The 18,870-nt window shown below is 52.0% G+C and carries 18 protein-coding genes; 10 read left to right on the top strand and 8 right to left on the bottom strand.

The window, feature by feature from the left end; all coding sequences use genetic code 11:
• The first annotated feature begins 203 nt into the window (after positions 1-203).
• Positions 204-491 (top strand): GTP 3',8-cyclase MoaA family protein, encoded by a 288-nt coding sequence (locus LQV63_RS17205; protein WP_407672937.1) that lies wholly within the window; start codon positions 204-206, stop codon positions 489-491.
• A gap of 13 nt (positions 492-504) precedes the next feature.
• The gene (locus LQV63_RS17200) at positions 505-1,785 is read left to right on the top strand and encodes a molybdopterin molybdotransferase MoeA (protein ID WP_233697648.1); all 1,281 of its coding nucleotides are present in this window, start codon (positions 505-507) and stop codon (positions 1,783-1,785) included.
• 220 nt (positions 1,786-2,005) lie between these two features.
• Here LQV63_RS17200 and LQV63_RS17195 read toward each other — a convergent pair whose 3' ends face one another.
• The 3 genes from LQV63_RS17195 to LQV63_RS17185 all read right to left on the bottom strand — a co-directional run bounded on the left by LQV63_RS17195 (position 2,006) and on the right by LQV63_RS17185 (position 3,975).
• Entirely contained in the window at positions 2,006-2,185 is a 180-nt protein-coding gene (locus LQV63_RS17195) for a hypothetical protein (RefSeq protein WP_019424241.1), read from the bottom strand.
• A gap of 143 nt (positions 2,186-2,328) precedes the next feature.
• Positions 2,329-3,036: a glycosyltransferase family 2 protein gene (locus LQV63_RS17190; protein ID WP_233697647.1), complete on the bottom strand. Its 708-nt coding sequence runs from the start codon at positions 3,034-3,036 to the stop codon at positions 2,329-2,331.
• Positions 3,037-3,120: 84 nt separating this feature from the next.
• Positions 3,121-3,975 (bottom strand): glycosyltransferase family 2 protein, encoded by an 855-nt coding sequence (locus tag LQV63_RS17185; protein ID WP_233697646.1) that lies wholly within the window; start codon positions 3,973-3,975, stop codon positions 3,121-3,123.
• Between the two features lie 218 nt (positions 3,976-4,193).
• Here LQV63_RS17185 and LQV63_RS17180 point away from each other — a divergent pair, with 218 nt between their 5' ends.
• A complete protein-coding gene (locus tag LQV63_RS17180) occupies positions 4,194-5,270 on the top strand; it encodes a ThiF family adenylyltransferase (RefSeq protein WP_233697645.1) in 1,077 nt (358 codons plus the stop codon).
• On the opposite strand, the gene LQV63_RS31815 is transcribed toward LQV63_RS17180, so the two are convergent.
• Positions 5,258-6,010 carry a molybdenum cofactor biosynthesis protein gene (locus tag LQV63_RS31815; RefSeq protein ID WP_325175895.1) on the bottom strand — a complete coding sequence of 251 codons (753 nt, stop codon included), beginning with the start codon at positions 6,008-6,010 and terminating at the stop codon, positions 5,258-5,260. The two genes, LQV63_RS17180 and LQV63_RS31815, sit on opposite strands and share 13 nt — an antisense overlap.
• A gap of 150 nt (positions 6,011-6,160) precedes the next feature.
• Here LQV63_RS31815 and LQV63_RS17165 point away from each other — a divergent pair, with 150 nt between their 5' ends.
• From LQV63_RS17165 to LQV63_RS17140, 6 genes are all read left to right on the top strand, one after another.
• Entirely contained in the window at positions 6,161-7,420 is a 1,260-nt protein-coding gene (locus tag LQV63_RS17165) for a CapA family protein (RefSeq protein ID WP_233697644.1), read from the top strand.
• A 29-nt stretch (positions 7,421-7,449) separates the two neighbouring features.
• The gene (locus LQV63_RS17160; RefSeq protein ID WP_233697643.1) at positions 7,450-8,112 is read left to right on the top strand and encodes a fumarylacetoacetate hydrolase family protein; all 663 of its coding nucleotides are present in this window, start codon (positions 7,450-7,452) and stop codon (positions 8,110-8,112) included.
• A gap of 48 nt (positions 8,113-8,160) precedes the next feature.
• Complete coding sequence (locus LQV63_RS17155) at positions 8,161-9,012, top strand: DUF92 domain-containing protein (protein WP_019424248.1); 852 nt, start codon at positions 8,161-8,163, stop codon at positions 9,010-9,012.
• 91 nt (positions 9,013-9,103) lie between these two features.
• Positions 9,104-9,694, top strand: a complete 591-nt coding sequence (locus tag LQV63_RS17150; RefSeq protein ID WP_019424249.1) for a TetR/AcrR family transcriptional regulator — start codon at positions 9,104-9,106, stop codon at positions 9,692-9,694.
• A 116-nt stretch (positions 9,695-9,810) separates the two neighbouring features.
• Positions 9,811-11,733, top strand: coding sequence for an ABC-F family ATP-binding cassette domain-containing protein (locus tag LQV63_RS17145; RefSeq protein WP_233697661.1), 1,923 nt, complete (start codon positions 9,811-9,813; stop codon positions 11,731-11,733).
• A 95-nt stretch (positions 11,734-11,828) separates the two neighbouring features.
• Positions 11,829-12,356, top strand: coding sequence for an STM3941 family protein (locus tag LQV63_RS17140; protein WP_233697642.1), 528 nt, complete (start codon positions 11,829-11,831; stop codon positions 12,354-12,356).
• Between the two features lie 139 nt (positions 12,357-12,495).
• Here the strand turns inward: LQV63_RS17140 and LQV63_RS17135 are convergent, their stop codons facing one another.
• The 3 genes from LQV63_RS17135 to LQV63_RS17125 all read right to left on the bottom strand — a co-directional run bounded on the left by LQV63_RS17135 (position 12,496) and on the right by LQV63_RS17125 (position 15,078).
• Complete coding sequence (locus LQV63_RS17135; RefSeq protein WP_233697641.1) at positions 12,496-13,503, bottom strand: oxidoreductase; 1,008 nt, start codon at positions 13,501-13,503, stop codon at positions 12,496-12,498.
• An 87-nt stretch (positions 13,504-13,590) separates the two neighbouring features.
• A complete protein-coding gene (locus LQV63_RS17130; protein WP_233697640.1) occupies positions 13,591-14,664 on the bottom strand; it encodes a M42 family metallopeptidase in 1,074 nt (357 codons plus the stop codon).
• A gap of 57 nt (positions 14,665-14,721) precedes the next feature.
• Positions 14,722-15,078, bottom strand: a complete 357-nt coding sequence (locus tag LQV63_RS17125; protein ID WP_019424254.1) for a LapA family protein — start codon at positions 15,076-15,078, stop codon at positions 14,722-14,724.
• Positions 15,079-15,255: 177 nt separating this feature from the next.
• Here LQV63_RS17125 and LQV63_RS17120 point away from each other — a divergent pair, with 177 nt between their 5' ends.
• Positions 15,256-16,854 (top strand): FAD-dependent oxidoreductase, encoded by a 1,599-nt coding sequence (locus tag LQV63_RS17120; protein WP_233697639.1) that lies wholly within the window; start codon positions 15,256-15,258, stop codon positions 16,852-16,854.
• A 63-nt stretch (positions 16,855-16,917) separates the two neighbouring features.
• Here LQV63_RS17120 and pepF read toward each other — a convergent pair whose 3' ends face one another.
• Entirely contained in the window at positions 16,918-18,711 is a 1,794-nt protein-coding gene (pepF, locus tag LQV63_RS17115; RefSeq protein ID WP_019424256.1) for an oligoendopeptidase F, read from the bottom strand.
• Between the last annotated feature and the right edge of the window lie 159 nt (positions 18,712-18,870).

The following is an 18,870-nucleotide window of genomic DNA, read 5'->3' as shown; positions in this document are numbered from 1 at the left end:
TTCACGATTATATGCGAATCTCTATCACAGATCGTTGCAATCTGCGGTGTGTCTGCGCTTTATTGAGTATATGCCTATAGGCGGGCGGCAAACAGGCTGGAAGGAAAGCTATATGTCTCTTGAAGAGCGGCGGGCGGCCAGTGAACTCGGAAGCGATTCCGGAAGGCAAGCCGCGGTAAGGCGGACCGGCTGAATATTACCGTCTGCCGGGGGCGCCAGGCTCATTCGGCCTCATTCATCCGGTAAGCGCTCATTTCTGCGAAACGTGCAATCGGTTGCGGCTGACGGCGGATGGCTGCTTGAAGCCTTGCTTGTGCTGGTCCGATGAATTTAACATTCGCACTTATATAGGCAATGAGGCCGCGCTGGCTGAAGCGATGCTGCGATCGCTCGATGCGAAGCCGCTCAACCATGAGATGGCGCACGAAATGTCCGGCCAATCGTTATCGTATCAACCGACGGAACGTACGATGTCCCAAATAGGCGGTTAGAAGGAGGGCGCAAATGACGAAGCCCAATACGTATACATCAGATCCAAAATTTAATCGCACAATTATATCCGTGCAGGAAGCGCAATCCATGGTCATGTCGCGAATGAAGGCGGGAGGGGTGGAGTACATCCCGCTGGAAGAAGCATACGGCAGACATGCGGCGGCGACCGTGCGGTCAGATGTGCCGGTGCCGCATTTTCGCCGGTCCATCATGGACGGCTATGCCATCCGTGCCGCAGATATTACGCAGGCTTCGCTGGAGAAGCCAGTTCGATTGCGCGTGACGGAGGAGGTAGCATGCGGCACGGTTGCAAGCCGAGCGTTGCTTCCGGGGGAAGCAGTGCGCATTATGACGGGCGCACAGGTTCCGGAAGGTGCAGATGCGGTCGTCAAGCTGGAGGAGACGACGGAATACGGCACAGCCGACCAGCGGGAGCTGGAGCTGCAGCAGCCGGTGAGGGAAGGCGACAACATTTTGCCTGTCGGCATAGAGATTGCGCAGGGCGAGCTGATGGTTGGCAGCGGCTGCCGTATCGGTGCAGGCGAAATGGCCTTGCTCGCCATGTTTGGCTGCGCGACCGTTCAAGTGCACCGCCGCCCGCGTGTAGCTATCTTGTCCACCGGACACGAGCTGCTCGATGTCTCTGCGCCACTGGAGCCGGGCAAGATTCGCAACAGCAACAGCTTCATGCTGGCCGCTCAGGTTCGGGAAGCAGGTGGAATCCCACACATGCTGCCGCATATTCCCGATGAACTGGAACGGGCGAAGGCAGTCATCATGGAAGCGATAAAGGAATTCGACGCCGTCGTTACGACAGGAGGCGTGTCTGTCGGTGACTACGATGTCATGTACGATCTGACAAACAATTGGTCTGGTGAGTTGTTGTTCAATAAGGTTGCGATGCGTCCAGGCAGTCCGACAACCGTCGGCTTCTTGCACGGCAAGCCGCTCTTCGCCTTATCCGGCAATCCGAGTGCTTGCTATGTCGGGTTCGAAATGTTCGTCCGTCCGGCGCTGCTTCGCATGCAGGGGGCACATGAACCGCTTCCTCATCGCATGACGGCGATGCTTCTTGAGCCGTTTGCGAAGCAGGACCGCTTTGAACGGTTCGTCCGCGGCAATTATGCCGCTGATGAGAATGGCAAACTTACGGTACGGCTGGCTGGGATTGATATGTCCAACGCTACGATTACGATTCGCGATGCGGATTGTCTCATCTGCATTCCGCCGACGAGCGCGGTCATGCCTGCAGGAACACGAGTCAATATCATTCCGCTGCGGCTGAGGCGCTAAGGCATCTGAAGGCGACATCGCAGTGGCGAAGCCGACAGGTGGATGGATAGTTGCGATGGGATGATTAGAAAACGAACTGAAAATATAAATTTTTGCTTATGGCCAAAGGACACGGGGTAGGTCTTCTGCTGAATGTTCCTTAGACCCATTCTCCCGTACAGTCAGGAAGGGTAATGTCGTGGCGAAGATAAGGTACATGCCACCTCGTATAGATACCATGTCAAGAAGCTGCCGTGAAGCGGCCAATCAGGATGGGAGTTAGCTTGACGGCGTCCAGAATCGCGAATGGGCGTGCCGCCTTCTGATGGAAGGGGAGAATGATGCAAAGGGGCTGATGAAGCGGATCACCTACAGTCTGAACGCGCCCCTGCATTAACGCAACGTTTTCCCATGGTGTCACTTTACCCTTCCCAGAGAAGGTATGCCCGTTCGATTCTTCGCATCACTTTCCCCTCTATTTAGAACATCAGCAACTCATTCCCTGCAATGAGCATCTTTCATAAGAATAGAAAACGAACTGAAAATATAAATTTTCACCCGTTGTTACTCATTCCAGGGCAGCAAGAGCGGATCGGGATCGAGAATCGATTCGTACTGTGCCATTGAACCCCATGTTCCGTCTGGATCCAAGCAACGATAGCGTTCGTATTTAGCGCAGCGATCTTCCGCTAGGGCCCAACCAAAATGTTGGATACGGGCGGGATGGCATGCGTATGACAGATGCTCGATTTGGTCTGGGAAGCGGCCGCAATGCTGATTCGTTTCCTTCCATGTATACGTATCCCCATGGCGAGGACGAACGAGGAACGGGCGATAGATGGAGTGGGCTCGCCATACGTCATCTTCCCGGTAGCAAGTATCGTTCCACATGTCGTATAAGCGAAAATACAAGGCATCAGCTGTCTGCTGCCTAAGGATCGCTTCAATGTCTTGATCGAAGCTGGGTTCGAACACTTCATCCGCATCGAGCATGAGGATCCAATCTGGCTCGAGGCGCATCGTTTCGTCCCATTGCTGCTTGCGCAAGCGATATTCCTCCGCGAAGCGGGAGACCGGATTGCGAATGATGGAGTGAGGAACGTCGTGAAGCGCTTCTGCACATACTTGCACCGTGTTATCTGTGCTGCCATCGTCGATAATGAGGGCATTATCGATGAGATGGCGATGCCGCTTAAGCATCCTGCTCAAATATCGGTCAGCTTCATTGCGGACAATCATGGAAAGTGTTAATCGATATGGTCTGGAACGCATCGTAAATGAGAACCCCCCTTTGTCAGCAAAGGCTTTGAAGTATCCTTGAACGCTTCAAAGGCATGCAAATACCTTGTGATTTGCTTAATTAGGACCATGCTCGCCGCCTTCCGCATAGTGTTGCGATGTGGCGTGCAAATAAGCGTCAACCCCCTGCAGGTTCGAGGGACGATAGATGTGGTAGGCCGGTCGGCGCGTATCGACAAACAATGGAAAGCCAAGAGCTGCCGCACGGATACAGAAGTGCCGGTCCTCTCCCCAGAAGGACACGTTGCGAATTTCAGCGAAACGAACACCAGCGCGAATCGCCTGTCGGCTAATTAAGGTGCAGGCACCGAGACCGCCGACTTCATAGATGCCAGGTTCTCTTAGCTGCTGCAGGAAAGCGTGCAGCCGGCGGTTGGCTTCCTCATCGGATAATGATTCGGATCGGCCTTTTTGAACTAGCGAATATACATCCTGAAGCCATACTTGAGGCATCTCAATCGTTCCCGGTTGCCAGGACGTCCAAAATATATTGCAAATAATATCCTTCTCCGCCGTAAGCAAACGATCAATCGTATCGGGGGAGACGAGGACGTCGGAATCGATGAGGAACAAATAATCGTAATCGTGAGTCTTTGCATGGGTGATGATGCGGTCTTTCATGGCGGCGACGCGCCAGACGAGCGTTTCATTCCATTCGTGGGTTACTTCATTGCACCGATATGGAACGGAGGGCTCCTGACTTGGCCAGATTAGAACGCTGCGCCTGCCCATGGTTCGTGATTGGAACGCAGCGAGTTCAAGCGATGCTTCGGGGGATTCATTATCGTCAATGAACAGGAAATCTGCGGAATGCCGCTTCGCATCGAGCCGTTCCAACGACGTTAGAAAAGGATTCAATATATCCGCTGCTTGGCGGACGGGACTTCCGATAAGCACGCGCGGGGTGGGCATGGCTTCACCTCAGTAAAATATAATAGGGCTCAAGCGGTCGTTCACCTATATTGTATGAGCGATACGAGACATTCAACACAAGAAGAAAGCGATATTAATGAATGGCCCTCGTATGGAAGAGATGAAGTAGGCTTTTGCATCGCATTCATGTAAAATAGTAGTGATGATATGTAAGAGGTTAGCAAGCAGCTACGCGTAATATTTTAGGAGGCGACGACATGCAGGAAACGACAGCGTCGGCTGATTCGGACGTGACAATAGACAATGGTTCGAACCATGATCGCTACTCCCGTCAAGAACGTTTCCAGCCTATCGGCCCGGAAGGGCAGCGTCGGCTGAAGGAGAGCTGTGTTCTCATCGTTGGTGCAGGAGCGCTCGGATCAGGCACTGCCGAAATGCTAGTGCGTGCGGGAGTCGGAACGGTGACGATCGTGGACCGGGATTATGTGGAGTGGAGCAATCTGCAGCGCCAGCAGCTGTACGTCGAAGCGGATGCGCTTGAGCGCCTGCCGAAGGCGGTTGCTGCCGAACGGCGTTTGAAGGCGATTAATAGCGAGGCTAACGTGTGCGGGGTCGTCGCTGATGTAACGGTTGACGAATTAGACGCATTAGCGGACGGGGCGCAGCTGATTATGGATGCGACCGATAATTTCGATACGCGTCTTTTACTTAACGATTATGCGATGAAAAAAAGCATACCATGGATTTATGGCGCTTGTGTGGGCAGTTACGGCATGTCAATGATGTTCGTGCCGCAGGAGACGCCGTGTCTGCATTGTCTGATGGAAACGGTGCCGCTTGGCGGGGCTACATGTGATACGGCTGGAATTATTGCCCCGGCTGTACAGATGGTGGTCTCTTATCAGACGGCAGAGGCGTTGAAGTGGTTGACAGGACATCGTGAAGCGCTGCGTCATACATTGGTCTCGTTCGACCTGTGGACGAATCAGCATACGGCGATCGGAGTGAAGGACGCGAGACGGGTCGATTGTCCATCTTGCGGGATAAAGGCCACGCATCCGTATCTTAGCGCAGCCCATCACCGCAAGACAGACATTCTGTGCGGACGGGACACCGTTCAAATACGGCCTGCTCATCACATAGAGCTTGATTTGGACGATATCGCCCAGCGATTTCATTCTGCACAGCATGGAGAGGTGCGGGTCAATCCGTATTTAGTATCCTTGCAGGCCGATGCGCACCGCCTGGTCGTCTTCCGTGACGGAAGAGTGCTGGTGCACGGCACAAAAGATCCGGTCGAAGCGCGCATCATACATGACCGTTACTTGGGTTGATAAGGCTCCGTCATCGGATTCCAGAGTTCGGCCCCGAGCTGATGCCCGACCCATTTAGAGCCATCTTCCCATATTTCTTTTTTCCAAATGGGCACGCGCTGCTTCAAGCGTTCGATGGCATAACGGCTCGCATCATAGCAGCTTGCGCGATGGGGAGAAGATACGGCGATAACGACGCTTGCTTCTCCCACAGGAACCGTGCCTAATCGGTGGGTAATCGCCGTTAACGTGCCAGGCCAGCGTACGGCGATCTCTTCGCCGATGGATTGGAGCATCTTGAGCGCCATCGGAACGTATGCCTCATAATCGAGCTGGATCGTGCGCTTGCCGTTCGTGTGCTCACGAGTCGTGCCGATGAACAGCAGCGCTGCACCATGGTCTGGATGCGCGACTGCGCTGGAGACGGCTTCGACTGCAATGGAATTATACATAAGCACAAATCGGTCATCATTGGAACGGGCGCCTGTCTCAGCGGAGACCGCAGAGGTACCGTCTCCGCCGGATACCGGCGGGATTAAGGCCAATTCATCCTGCGGCACGATCATGTGGTCGTCCGCGGCATATTGTTGATTGACGGCCATGAAGGCGCGCAGAATCGCTTGCGCCGCATGCGGATATCGGACAGCCATTATACCTTTCAGCTCTGCTACGGAAATGGTGGAACCATGGGCTTCCACCGTTGCGACGGCTTGTCCGATCAATTCGCCCAAGCCGGCAAAGCATTGCACATGATATAGCATTTTATAACCTTCTTTCTCCCATTGTTGCGATGAACACATTTTATCTGAACCCATCTTACCATAGGACTCAGGTAACTACCTAGTTTCCTGCAGGCTGGAAAAAGAACGTTAAAATAGAAGTCATTCAGTGACCGAGATTGAGGAGAAACTATGACATTATCGAGAATGGATCGAGCTAAAGAGGAGCGGGAACAACGTAAAAAGAAAAAGCGGCATCGCCTGTGGGGAAATGCCATTCTGGGCATTATCCTCATTGCGGCCGCTATCTACGGCTGGCAAAGCGGATTAATCGGCGGATCGGCGCCTGATGTGAATGAGTTGACTGTCGAGCCGGCAACCGGACCTTCATCGGACGGCGTGGATGCGAATAAGGAGCAGGACGATGCGAGCGGCCAACGTGGCGATGGAGGCGATTCAGAGAGCACCCAGCCCGGGGATCAGGATTCCGCCGGGAAAGAGCCGGTGGTGCGCCTCACATTTGTCGGGGATATGATGATGGCGGGCAAAGTAGAGGGCGTCGTTCAGGAGAAGGGGTACGACTTTCCATTTCAATACGTAAAAGGGTTGTTGCAAGCAGCGGATCTGTCTATCGGAAACTTGGAGACGCCGTTGACGACGGATGGCGTTCCAGCGGAGGAGAAGGACTTCGTCTATAAGACATCTCCGCAGGCGGCTCAAGCCATAGCGAATGCAGGTATTGATATCGTCAATCTGGCCAACAACCATACGATGGATCAAGGAGAAAATGGACTGCTTGATACGTTCGAAGCGCTCAATAAGGCGAAGGTGAAGTATGTCGGCGCAGGGAAGGACAGCAAAGAAGCTTACAGTCCCGTCATTGTAGAACGCCAAGGCATCAAGATGGCAATTCTCGGCTTTACCCGCGTCATTCCTGACTCAAGCTGGTATGCAGGGAAGAATAAGCCTGGAGTCGCAACCACCTATGAAGGTACGAAGGAGCAGGCGGCCGCGGCGATCAAGGAAGCGAAGCAGCAAGCCGATCTCGTTATTGTCATTGCCCATTGGGGCAAAGAGCGGGAGGATTATCCCCTCGAATATCAAAAAGAATTGGCTCAATTATATGTCGATTCCGGTGCCGATCTGATTGTCGGCGGTCACCCGCACGTGCTGCAAGGCTTTGAGCAATATAAAGATAAGTGGATTGCGTACAGCGTGGGCAATTTTGTGTTCACACTCAATGAACTGCCGAAGACGTGGGATACGATGGTGCTGCAGGCGGAATGCACGAAGAGCAGCAAATGTGAGCTGCAGATGAAGCCGTTCTTTACCGAGCTGGGGCAGCCGGTACCGCTTGAGGGAGAGAAAGGGACCGAGCTGATGAAGCACGTCGAAAGCATCTCCAACCGTGTATCCATTGACGGACAAGGACGTATCGCATCGAAATCATAAATAAGTTGCCATGAGGGGAGACATAAACGATGAACGCAGACCTAAAAGTAAACTTTGACCCATCCGCCGTACGCAATGTGTACTGCATTGGACGCAATTATCGCTTGCATGCGGCAGAGCTCGGCAATGACGTGCCTGCGCAGCCGATGGTATTTCTGAAGCCTTCCCATGCCGTATCGCTGATTGCCGATGGGACGCAGCTTCCTCTGCCGCTTCATACCGGTGCGGTTCACCATGAGATTGAGCTTGTGCTTCGCATTGGCCGCAAGGTGACCCCAGGCATGACCGCGGACGAAGCGGTGGATGCCTATGCGTTAGGCATTGACTTTACGCTTAGAGACGTGCAGGATGTGCTGAAGCAAAAAGGACATCCGTGGCTTGCGGCAAAGGGAGTGCTAAATAGTGCCCCCATTACGCGCTTTGTGCCGTTTCCGGGAACGGCTGAGCTTGAACGCATCCCTTTTTCGTTAGTGAAAAATGATGAAACCGTACAGTTTAGCAGTGCAGAAGAGATGATTTTTTCGCTGAATACGCTCATTTCATACGTCGCTCAGCATTACGGCTTAGGTGAAGGAGACTTATTGTTTACTGGTACGCCTGCAGGAGTCGGTCCTGTACAGGCGCGGGATCGATTAGCCCTTTGTCTGCGCGAAGAGGTGCTCGGTTCCTGCATTATTACGGAGCAGGGTTAGAATGATCGGAACAGAACTGGCTTGGTGGAGTCTCGAGGAGGGACGAATTTGTTTCAAGAGTGGATGAGGCTATTGGGCAGCATCAGTCCTTGGTTGATTGGCTTCGCGGGAAGTCTGCTGGTGGCAGGCGCAGCGTGGTGGAAGCGATCGCTGACAAAATCGGGTGCCGCTGCAGCTGTTATCATGGGGACGATATATTATGGGAGTGGCGACCTTCTCTGGTTCGGATTGCTGTTGACTTTTTTCATTACGTCAACTGGCTGGTCCAAGTGGAAAAAGCGAATGAAGGTGCGCTTTGATGAACTGTATGAAAAAACAGGAGAGCGCGATGCAGGGCAAGTGTTGGCGAACGGCGGCATTGGCATGATTCTCTGTCTCTTGAATTACGTTGCTCCGAATTCGATATGGATGTGGTTGTTTATCGGGGTAATGGCTACGGTCAATGCGGATACGTGGGCAACGGAAATCGGCAGCCTCAGCCCTAAGCCTCCCCGTTCTATACTGACAGGCCGTACAGTTCCCGCGGGAACATCGGGGGCTGTATCGGTCATAGGCACACTAGCTTCTGTTGCGGGGGCGCTGACCATTGGCATTGCAGCCGTCGTTTTTATGCTCATTTTGAACGAGCAGCATAATTGGGTTGATTTAGGGGTGATTATTGGCGCAGCAGGAATAGGCGGTGTGGCGGGAGCCATGCTCGATTCCTTATTCGGCGCTACCGTCCAGGCGAGCTACCGCTGCAGCAAGTGCGGCGCGGATACGGAACGAACCGAACATTGCGGCATCCCGACCGTGCTCGTTCGCGGGGCAGGCTGGATGAACAATGATAGAGTCAATATGATTACTTCTAGCGCCGGCGGTGCTGCTTCTTGTCTTGTTTTGTTGTTATATGGAATGTAACAAATCGACAAGCAATCGAACTCGTGATATATTCGAACAAAGAATGTCAGGCATAGGTCATGGCTTGGGCAAATGTGGAGGAGGTGGGCCGATGAGTTACGGTTATGGCGATAAGCTGCATCTCATTTTAGATGCGGCATACGAGCTCTTCGGTTCCGATGGCTTTTACGAGACGAAAATGTCTGATATTGCCGATAAAGCAGGCATTGCCAAAGGAACACTTTATTTATATTTTAAGAGTAAGGAACAATTGTTCACCGCGATGACGGTGCGTGATTTTGAACAATATTTGCGCGAACTGGAATTCGGTCTGAATCAACGCCATTCATTGGAGGAACGGCTGCGATTTATTGCGGACCATCATTTGCGCTATTACTATAACCGCAAAGAGTATACGAAGCTGTTCTTCAAGACGCCGAATAATGACCCGGACATGATGGCTGCGCTTCGAAACTTCATGCACAGCTATATGCGTCTTATTTCGGAGACGATGGAGGCTTACGGGGTGCCGGAAGCGACACTTCATGCCAAATCGTACGCGGGAATGTTGGATATGATCAAGATGGATATTTTGTTCTCGCCTACATTTACGGAACGAGATTTGCAGCAGCGCATTCGATTTGTTGCTGATTTGTTCATGAATGGGTGTGCCGCGAGTCATGAAGAAGCCGCCGGGCAGTAAGAGGAGCGACTTAGCCAAAGGTGCCGAAAGTGTATAAAAGCAAGGGGAGAACCTCGGGTTCTCCCTTTTTGGGCAAATCATGCGAATTTGCTTACGAACCGAATGGAGGATTTATGATGCATTTAATGACGATAGATCAGCTTGGCAAAAGCTACGGAGAGAAGACGCTGTTCAAGGAGGTAACCTTCGGAATTGAAGCTGGGGACCGCTTGGGCATTGTCGGTGTAAACGGTACGGGAAAATCAACTTTTTTGCGCACGATCGCTGGAGTGGAACCGTTGGAAGAAGGGCAAGTGCTTATCGGAAATCGGGTGACCCTGCAGTATGTGTCGCAGGAGCCAGTCTTTGATCCGGAGGCTGCCGTTCTCGATCAAGTGCTTGGCGGAAATGCGCCCGAGATGGTCGCTGTCCGGAAATATACGGAATGCTTGGAAGAAGCTCGCCGTAAGCCTGACGATGAAGCCATACAGATGAAGCTTGTGCACGCAAGCGATGATATGGAGCGGCTGCAAGCATGGCAGCTCGAAAGCGAGGCGAAGACGATTCTGTCCAAGCTTGGCATTCAACAGTTCGACGCCAAGATGGGAACCTTGTCCGGCGGACAGCGCAAGCGTGTTGCACTCGCCTCTGCGCTCATTCATCCGTCAGATATTTTGCTGCTGGATGAGCCGACGAACCATATCGATAACGATACTGTCGCATGGCTGGAGACGCTGCTGCAGAAGCGATCGGGTGCGCTGCTTATGATTACGCACGATCGTTATTTTCTCGATCGGGTTGCCAACCGTATGATGGAGCTTGATCGAGGATGCGCTTTCTTCTATGAAGCGAACTATACCCGTTTCTTGGAGCTGAAGGCGGACCGTGAAGCAAGGGAAGCGGCAACCGAAGATAAACGACAGAACCTGCTGCGTCAGGAGTTGGCTTGGATCCGGCGTGGTGCGAAAGCGCGGTCGACGAAGCAGAAGGCGCGCATTCAACGGTTCGAAGATCTGCAAGCGGACGGACCGCTTGCAAAAGGCGATCAGGTGGACGTCTCGACCTTATCTGCCCGGTTGGGCAAGAAGATAATGGAGCTTGAGCATGTCGGTTGCTCCATTAACGGCCAAGCGCTGTTCCAGGATGTGAATTATATTGCGGTTCCCGAAGATCGCATCGGCATAATCGGACCGAATGGAAGCGGGAAATCAACGCTGCTGCGCATCATTGCTGGACTGCGAGAGCCTGACGAAGGGTCGATCGTGCTTGGGCCGACGGTCCGCATTGGGTTCTTCACGCAGGAGCATGAGGAAATGGATGAGTCGATGCGGGTAATCGAATACGTGCGCGAAGGGGCGGAAACGGTTCGTACGTCGGAAGGGCAGAGCATTACCGCAGCGCAAATGCTGGAGCGGTTCTTGTTCTCTCCGGCGATGCAGTGGACCTTAATCGGCAAGCTGTCTGGTGGAGAGAAGAGACGGCTGCAACTCCTGCGCATGCTGCTGGAAGCGCCGAACGTCCTGCTGCTCGATGAGCCTACGAACGATTTGGACGTGCAGACACTAGCTGTGCTTGAGGATTATTTGGACGATTTCCCGGGCGTAGTCATTACCGTGTCCCATGATCGCTATTTCCTGGATCGTGTGGTGGAACGTATCTGGTCGTTCGAAGATGGAGCGATAGAACAGCATGTAGGCAACTATTCGGAATATATGGAGTGGAAGGCAAAATACGGCGGAACAGCGAGCGCGGAGTCCGATCAAGCGGCTAAGGCGGCTACAGCAGTTGATAAATCCGAACGTCTCGAGCGTAAGACTAAGCTGAAAATGTCTTATAAAGAAGAGCGTGAATATGAGCAAATCGAGGATCGAATTGCAGAGGCGGAAGAAAATATGGAGCGCATCCAGAAGGAAATGGAGCAAGCATTCAATGACTCCGCCCGTCTGCAGGAGCTCATGAAGGAAGATAGCACTGCCCAGACACAGTTGAGTGATTTAATGGAGCGATGGACCTATTTAAGCGAGTTAGCAGAACAGATTGAGGCAGAGAAACAGAAATAACATCGGTACGGACGGGATAGAGTGCAACATGAGGTTACGTGCTCCTTCATCGGTTTATATAAGAATAGTTGGGATGAAAGGAGAGATGCTCTGTCGTGACAGCATATGAAGCGGAGTCGAATGCATATGTCATTTATCCAGGCAAGCGCAAATTGATATTAACTTTGTTGGGGTCGCTTGTGTTCGTCGTCATCGGTATTGTATTGATGCTTGACAGTGAAGGAGTATCCATTGTCGTTGGCGGAATTTGTTCATTATTTTTTGCGGTAACATTGGCATACTCCCTCTTTCGCCTGATGGTGCCGAAGCCGGCGCTAGTTGTTTCTAATGAAGGCTTCATCGATAATGCCTCCTTGAGTGCGGCAGGTGTAGTGACATGGGATGAAGTAAAAGACATTTTTATTTATGAATTCATGGGCCAGCATTTTATCGGCATCCAAGTAGTGAATCCGGATCGGCTTATGGCGCGGATTCCATCGTGGAAGCAATCGATTGCAAAAGCGAACAAGCATTTAGTGAAAGCTCAAGTAAATATTCCAAAGGTCGCCATCAGCGTGCCATTGGAACAGGTGGTCAACGAAATGCTCGCGCGTTGGAAACGATCCGAACCAACAATGGGATAGTCATAACCAAACGAATACAAAGAGCAGGCGCCGACCTTATGAATCGGCGCCTGCTCTATTTAGATAATATGGTAACACTGACATGCGCAGCTGGCGTTTGTGCGTTCGCGCAGCGTCATTGTTTCATTCACGATCATTTCTAATCTTCCGCAGCTACGTGGACGAGCGCGCGGCCCCATGTCTGCCCTTCGAGCATACGAGCGGTATATTCCGGCACATCTTGAAGGGATATCTCATGGATCCATTCATTGTCTTGTGCAATGAACTTCCATTCATCAGCCATTCTTGACCAGAGTCGAGTCCTGTGAGCGGCTGAAGCATAGACCGAGTCAATTCCGTATAGGGCTATGCCTCTCAAGATGAACGGATAGACCGATGTCGGCAGCTGTCCTCCCGCAGTCAGTCCGGCAGCCGCAACGGCTCCGCCATACCGGGTAGAAGCGAGCGCTGCTGCAAGAATGTCGCCGCCACATACATCGATTACTGCCGCCCAGCGCTGCTTATCCAACGCACGCGGCCGTTCAGGCTGCCACCCCTGCCGCGATACGACATGAGCGGCACCTAAATTCCGCAGTGTATCGGCTAATTGACTCTTACCGCTCGCGGCGGTTACTTCGTAACCGAGCTTGGCCAGCATAGCGACGGAAATGGAGCCGACTCCGCCGCTTGCTCCGGTTACAAGAACCGGGCCATCATCTGGACGAATACCGTGCTGTTCGAGGCGTTCTACGGCTAATGCCGCCGTAAATCCTGCCGTTCCGAACACCATCGCCTCCCGCAAGCTGAGTGACTCGGGTACAGGCACGACCCAATCTCCAGGGACGCGGATGATTTCGGACAGACCGCCGAAATGAGTCACCCCTAGCTCATAACCGGTAACCAGCACTGGCTGACCGGCAGTAAAGCGCGGATCATGACTTGTCATTACGATACCCGACAGATCGATTCCGGGGATGAATGGGTACGATTTAACGATGCCGCCGTTCGGTGCGCAAGCTAATGCATCTTTATAATTTAAGCTGGAATAAGCAACACGGATCGTTACACTGCCCTCCGGCAGATCGGACAAGCCGAGCTCCTGAACGGACACGTTCATTATATCGCCGTCTGACTTGCGCACGACTAATGCTCGAAAGCGCTCCGTCATATTTCTTCCTCCTTCTCATCGATGCAAGTTGTCGTTCGAGTGATAGAGTCCTGATAACTATCATGTCCCTACTTCCGTCCGGTAAGTTTACTCTGTAATGTAAGCGGAGAGAAGCCGCGCCGTATTGATGACTGCCTTCTGATGGGTACGTTCCATCGCATGGGATGCATGCACGCCCGGTCCGATGAGCGCGGCGCGAATATTATGACCTCCCCGTAAAGCGGCGGAAGCATCCGAGCCGTAATGAGGATAAATATCCACCGCATACTCGACGCCTTCCCGCTCGGCCAATGCGATCAATTGTCCGGTCATCATGTAATCGTAAGGACCGGAGGAATCTTTGGCACATATAGATACATCGGTCTCTTTACATGACAAATCGTCCCCCATTGCGCCCATATCGACGGCGATCATTTCCGTTATTTCCTGGGGAATGTATGATGCGCCGTGACCGATTTCCTCATAGTTCGTAATGAAAATGACGATATCGTGCTGCGGTTGCCAAGATGTGCGCTTTATGCTCTCCAATACGCCGAAAAGTGCTGCAACGCTTGCTTTGTCATCCAAGTGACGCGATTTGATCAAGCCGTTATGCAGATGGACTGGGCGCGCATCGAAGGACACGTAATCGCCCGTACGGATGCCAAGCGCTTCGGTATCCTGCTTGGAGTGGACAAGCTCATCGATGCGCACCATCATATTTTTCTCTTCACGCACGTAGTCGCGTGCGTCGCTATATACGTGTACAGACGGGTGATTGGTCATAATTGTGCCAGTATAGACCCGTCCGTCCCGAGTATGTATTTGGCAGTACTCGTTCTCCATTGAATGAGACATGTATCCGCCTAACGAAGTGAGCCGCAGCGTCCCGTCTGCGTTGATGGAACGGACCATTGCGCCAAGCGTATCCACATGCGCTGATAAGCCGATGACTTTCTCGGCATTGCCTTTTGCGCCGTTCACTTTGATCACGCCGCATCCTTTTTGCGTAAGCTCAAATGAATATCCGAGACGTTTCGCTTCTTCGCCAATTCGCTTCATTATGTGATGTGTATAGCCGGTTGGGCTTGGGGTCTGAAGCAGTTCCATTAAAAACGAAGTTACATAATTCTCATCTATCGCCGCATGAAACGGCTCCGATGTTATGACAGGTTGATTCATTATATAGCCTCCTCATCTTTGCATCCGTTTAATTCCATATAGATAGTGGTAGTTATGCTACTCGGCGTGCTTCCGATCAGCGGAAGCGTTGGAGGTATCGCTCAGATCCTCAGTGCCTTGCAGAGCTGGCTCTTCTACAGTGTCCGGAATGACATACCCCGTCGCGTCCATCACTTGAGCAAGCTGCTGTTCCAGCCCTTTCAGCTTCTTCTGGGATTTGTACTGCAAATAAATGCTGTAGGAGCCTACAATGATGGCCCCTAATAGGGTGCAGCCAAGGATGAGCAAAATAAGAGGTACGTCAAATGTACCGAATAACAAATTGACTTGGACCGGATTGACATTAATGACGGCGAAGATGGCCGTAATCAACGCGAAAAAGAGCCCTGCCAGCAAAGACCATTGAATACGCATCGAGTTATCCTCCTCATGGTTCTATATATCTACCTCTCAGTATAATGTTCGACCGCTTTCGTCACAAGTTGAATGCATTATCCAAAAATAAATTTAATTAAGGTGAAAATATTCAAAACGTTCTTGAAGCATGATATGCTCATAACAGGTGGGTTAATGTGGAAAAGGAGGAGCGCGATGAAAAACATGAAAGCGGATGCAGTTGTTATCGGTGGGGGGCTTGGAGGTACGCTTGCAGCATGGACATTGGCAAAGCGGGGGTATCAAGTTGTGTTGACGGAAGAGACGGATTGGGTGGGCGGCCAGCTAACGAGTCAGGCCGTGCCGCCCGACGAGCATCCCTGGATAGAACAGACGGGATGTACAGGCTCCTATCGGGAATTCCGTCAACAGGTTCGACGACATTACCGCCAACGGGTGCAGCCTGATCAAGTGCGCGGCGAGGCGCACTTCGACGAACATTTCAATCCAGGCAATGCATGGGTCAGCCGTCTTAGTCATGAACCGAACGTAGCGCATGGCATTTTGCAGAAGTGGTTGTGGCCGTTTGTGAAGGAGGGGCGCCTTCATATTTTGTATGACACGATACCGATTCAGGCACAGGCGGAAGGAGATAAGGTGCAGCAAGTGACAGTCCGGCACTTGAAGAGCGGGGAAGAGACGACGATTGCCGGGGATTACTTCGTGGATGCAACGGAATGCGGCGACTTACTGCCGCTCGCTGGCGTGGAGTACAATGTCGGGGCTGAGTCGCAGCAGAATACTGGAGAGCCGCATGCGCTCCTTGAAGCGAATCAAGAGGATACACAGGCGTTCACGGTCGTGATGGCGGTTGAGATGCTGCCGGAGCATGCAGCTCATCTCGCCCCTTCGATCCCGCAACCAGAGATGTACGAGTTCTGGCGCAGCTTCTATCATGAGGGATCGCCCTATCCGCTGCTGAGCTGGTGGGATATGAAGCCGAACGCTGATGAGGAATATCGCAGCTTTACATTCCTGCCAGGAAGCAGCGATCTGCCGCTGTGGACATATCGCCGTGTCGTGGATGCAGCCCAGTTCAAAGAAGGGGAGTCGGAGGGTGACATCTCGCTTATCAATTGGCCGCAGAACGATTACTCCTTGGCATCGATTATTGAAATGCCATATGAAGAACGGATGCAGCATGTAGAAATGGCAAAACAATTAAGCTTATCACTATTATATTGGCTGCAGACTGAAGCTCCTCGGGAGGACGGGGGAACGGGCTATCCCGGACTCCGGCTGTGCGGCAAAGCGGTCGGAACGGAGGACGGATTGGCGAAATCTCCATATATTCGTGAGTCGAGACGAATTCAGGCGCTTTATACGATTACCGAAGCGGATGTAAATAAGGAATTGCGGCAAGACAAAGGCGAGGGAATACGCTGTTATGAGGATAGTGTCGGTGTAGGGCATTATTTCTTGGATTTACATATGACGGCCAAGAGCCGCCGCAGTATGTTCATTCTAGCCTATCCGTATGAGATTCCGCTCGGTGCGCTCATACCGAGGCGGGTCCAGAATGTGCTTCCCGCCAGCAAAAATATCGGTACAACACAAATTACGAATGGCTGCTACCGTCTCCACCCGACCGAATGGAACATTGGGGAGTCGGTCGGTCATCTTATTGCGTACGCTCTGGATCATGGCGTGACGCCTCGCGAGGTGCATGGTCATTCACTTCACCTGAAGGCTTATCAAAAAGAACTCGATGAGGCAGGGATTCAGCGCAGCTGGCCATTCGAGGGAATGAACTAGGGTGTCTCAACAGCAAGAAAACGGGTGCCCAGAGGGGCCCCCGCTTTCTTATTCCATGGCATCTTATTTTGCAGCCATTTGCTCCATTTCTTCAATGAGCGATTCCAGAAGGCTCATGCCTTCCTCGATTGGAGTAGGCGTGGACATGTCTACTCCAGCTTTCTTCAAAATGTTGATGGAGTAGTCGCTGCCACCACTCTTCAGGAAGCCCAGGTAGCGTTCAACGGCCGGCTGGCCATCATCCAGTATTTGCTTGGCAAAGCTTTGTGCGGCAGAGAAGCCTGTCGCGTATTTGTACACATAGAAGCTAGTATAGAAGTGTGGAATGCGTGCCCATTCCATTTCGATATCTTTGTCGACGACCATGTCGTCTCCGTAATATTTTTTGTTCAGATCATAGTACACTTCGCACAGCAGCTGTGGAGTCAATGCTTCGCCTTTCTCGGCGCGCTCGTGAATGATCATCTCGAACTCCGCGAACATCGTCTGACGGAACACCGTTGTACGGAATTGGTCGATGTAATAGGCGAGCAGATACATCTTCTCTTTCTTATCGTTCGTCTTCTTCAGCATATAATCCATAAGCAGCGCCTCGTTCAATGTCGACGCCACTTCTGCCAAGAAAATCGTATATTGTGCATCACGATACGGCAGGTTGTTATCGGAATGATACGAATGCAGCGCGTGGCCCATTTCGTGGGTCAACGTGAACATGCTGTTCAAGTTATCCTTGTGATTCAACAGCACGTAAGGATGCGTGCCATATGCGCCCCAGCTGTAAGCCCCTGTACGCTTTCCTTCGTTCTCGTACACATCGATCCAGCCATTATTGAAGCCTTCTTGCAGCGCCTCTAAATATTTCTCGCCAAGCGGCTTTAAGCTCTCTTTGACGGTTGCTTTTGCTTCGTCGAACGTGATGTTCATGTCGAACTCATCCACGACAGGAGCGAACAAATCGTACATATGCAGCTCATCAACATTCAGGAGCTGCTTGCGGAGCTTCATGTAGCGATGCATTAGCGGCAAGTGCTTATGAATCGTATTAATCAGGTTCGTATATACTTCCTTCGGAATGTTATCTCCGTAAAGGTACATTTCGAGTGTTGAAGGATATTTGCGTGCACGCGCGTAGAACAGATTCTTCGTCACGTTGGCATTCAGTGTCGCGGCAATCGTGTTGCGTTGGCCACGGTACGTGCCGTATACGGCTTCGAATGCTGCTTTGCGCACGTCGGCGTTGCGGCTTTCGAGAAATTGAATGTAACGTCCGTGCGTCAACTCTACTTCTTCGCCTTTTTCATTTTTGATCTTCGGAAACTTCATATCCGCATTGTTCAGCATGCTGTAGATGCTTTCAGGCGCTTTCGACATGCTTCCGACTTGAGCAAGCAACGCTTCCTCTTGCTTCGACAGCACATGGGCCTTCTGGCGCTTCATTTCTGTCAACGTAAAGCGGTAGCTTGCAAGCGCAGGATCCGCAATCAGCTTATCGAGCTGCTCATCAGAGAGAGCTAGAATCTCCGGAGTCATAAAGGAGAGCGCTTCTCCTACTGTAACTGTCAGTTGCTTCGACTTCTCGGACAGCGATTGATATTGTGGTTCAGCAGTATCTTCGTGATGGCGCATATTGGCATATACGTATAAGCGTTCAGTATGTAAGGAAATATCATCTTCCAGTTCGAAGCAAGCGCTCAACGTCTTAGCGTCGCTTAGCTTGCCATGGTATTGCTTCATCTTCTCCAACAATTGAAGCACGAGCTCGTACTCTCGCTCCCATTCTGCCTTGGAGCCGAATAGATCCTCCAGCTTCCAACGGTCCTCTTGCGGTACTTCCGAGCGTTTCATAACTTGTTGCATATGTACCCTCCTCATGAAATGTTCTTGAAATCGCGGTTGCCAAGCTGAATCGGCTGCTTGAGCCGGCAATGCTGGAGCAGGGATTAGCGTGACACCTAATAAAGATCCTACGACGAGTAAGATTATAGCGCGGCGCTGTGCGGTCATATCTATCCTCCT

Source organism: Paenibacillus profundus (genome assembly GCF_021369635.1).
Lineage (GTDB): Bacteria > Bacillota > Bacilli > Paenibacillales > Paenibacillaceae > Paenibacillus_B > Paenibacillus_B profundus.
Note: the sequence above shows the minus strand (reverse complement) of the source record. Positions and strands in the feature narration are given on the sequence as shown.

Coding starts and splice junctions, on each gene's coding strand:
- LQV63_RS17150 (WP_019424249.1), top strand. CDS start 9,104: ATGAGTTACGGTTATGGCGATAAGCTGCATCTCATTTTAGATGCGGCA.
- LQV63_RS17185 (WP_233697646.1), bottom strand. CDS start 3,975: ATGCCCACCCCGCGCGTGCTTATCGGAAGTCCCGTCCGCCAAGCAGCG.
- LQV63_RS17135 (WP_233697641.1), bottom strand. CDS start 13,503: ATGACGGAGCGCTTTCGAGCATTAGTCGTGCGCAAGTCAGACGGCGAT.
- LQV63_RS17130 (WP_233697640.1), bottom strand. CDS start 14,664: ATGAATCAACCTGTCATAACATCGGAGCCGTTTCATGCGGCGATAGAT.
- LQV63_RS17190 (WP_233697647.1), bottom strand. CDS start 3,036: ATGCGTTCCAGACCATATCGATTAACACTTTCCATGATTGTCCGCAAT.
- pepF (WP_019424256.1), bottom strand. CDS start 18,711: ATGCAACAAGTTATGAAACGCTCGGAAGTACCGCAAGAGGACCGTTGG.
- LQV63_RS17160 (WP_233697643.1), top strand. CDS start 7,450: ATGAACGCAGACCTAAAAGTAAACTTTGACCCATCCGCCGTACGCAAT.
- LQV63_RS17165 (WP_233697644.1), top strand. CDS start 6,161: ATGACATTATCGAGAATGGATCGAGCTAAAGAGGAGCGGGAACAACGT.
- LQV63_RS17180 (WP_233697645.1), top strand. CDS start 4,194: ATGCAGGAAACGACAGCGTCGGCTGATTCGGACGTGACAATAGACAAT.
- LQV63_RS17120 (WP_233697639.1), top strand. CDS start 15,256: ATGAAAAACATGAAAGCGGATGCAGTTGTTATCGGTGGGGGGCTTGGA.
- LQV63_RS17200 (WP_233697648.1), top strand. CDS start 505: ATGACGAAGCCCAATACGTATACATCAGATCCAAAATTTAATCGCACA.
- LQV63_RS17125 (WP_019424254.1), bottom strand. CDS start 15,078: ATGCGTATTCAATGGTCTTTGCTGGCAGGGCTCTTTTTCGCGTTGATT.
- LQV63_RS31815 (WP_325175895.1), bottom strand. CDS start 6,010: ATGCTATATCATGTGCAATGCTTTGCCGGCTTGGGCGAATTGATCGGA.
- LQV63_RS17145 (WP_233697661.1), top strand. CDS start 9,811: ATGCATTTAATGACGATAGATCAGCTTGGCAAAAGCTACGGAGAGAAG.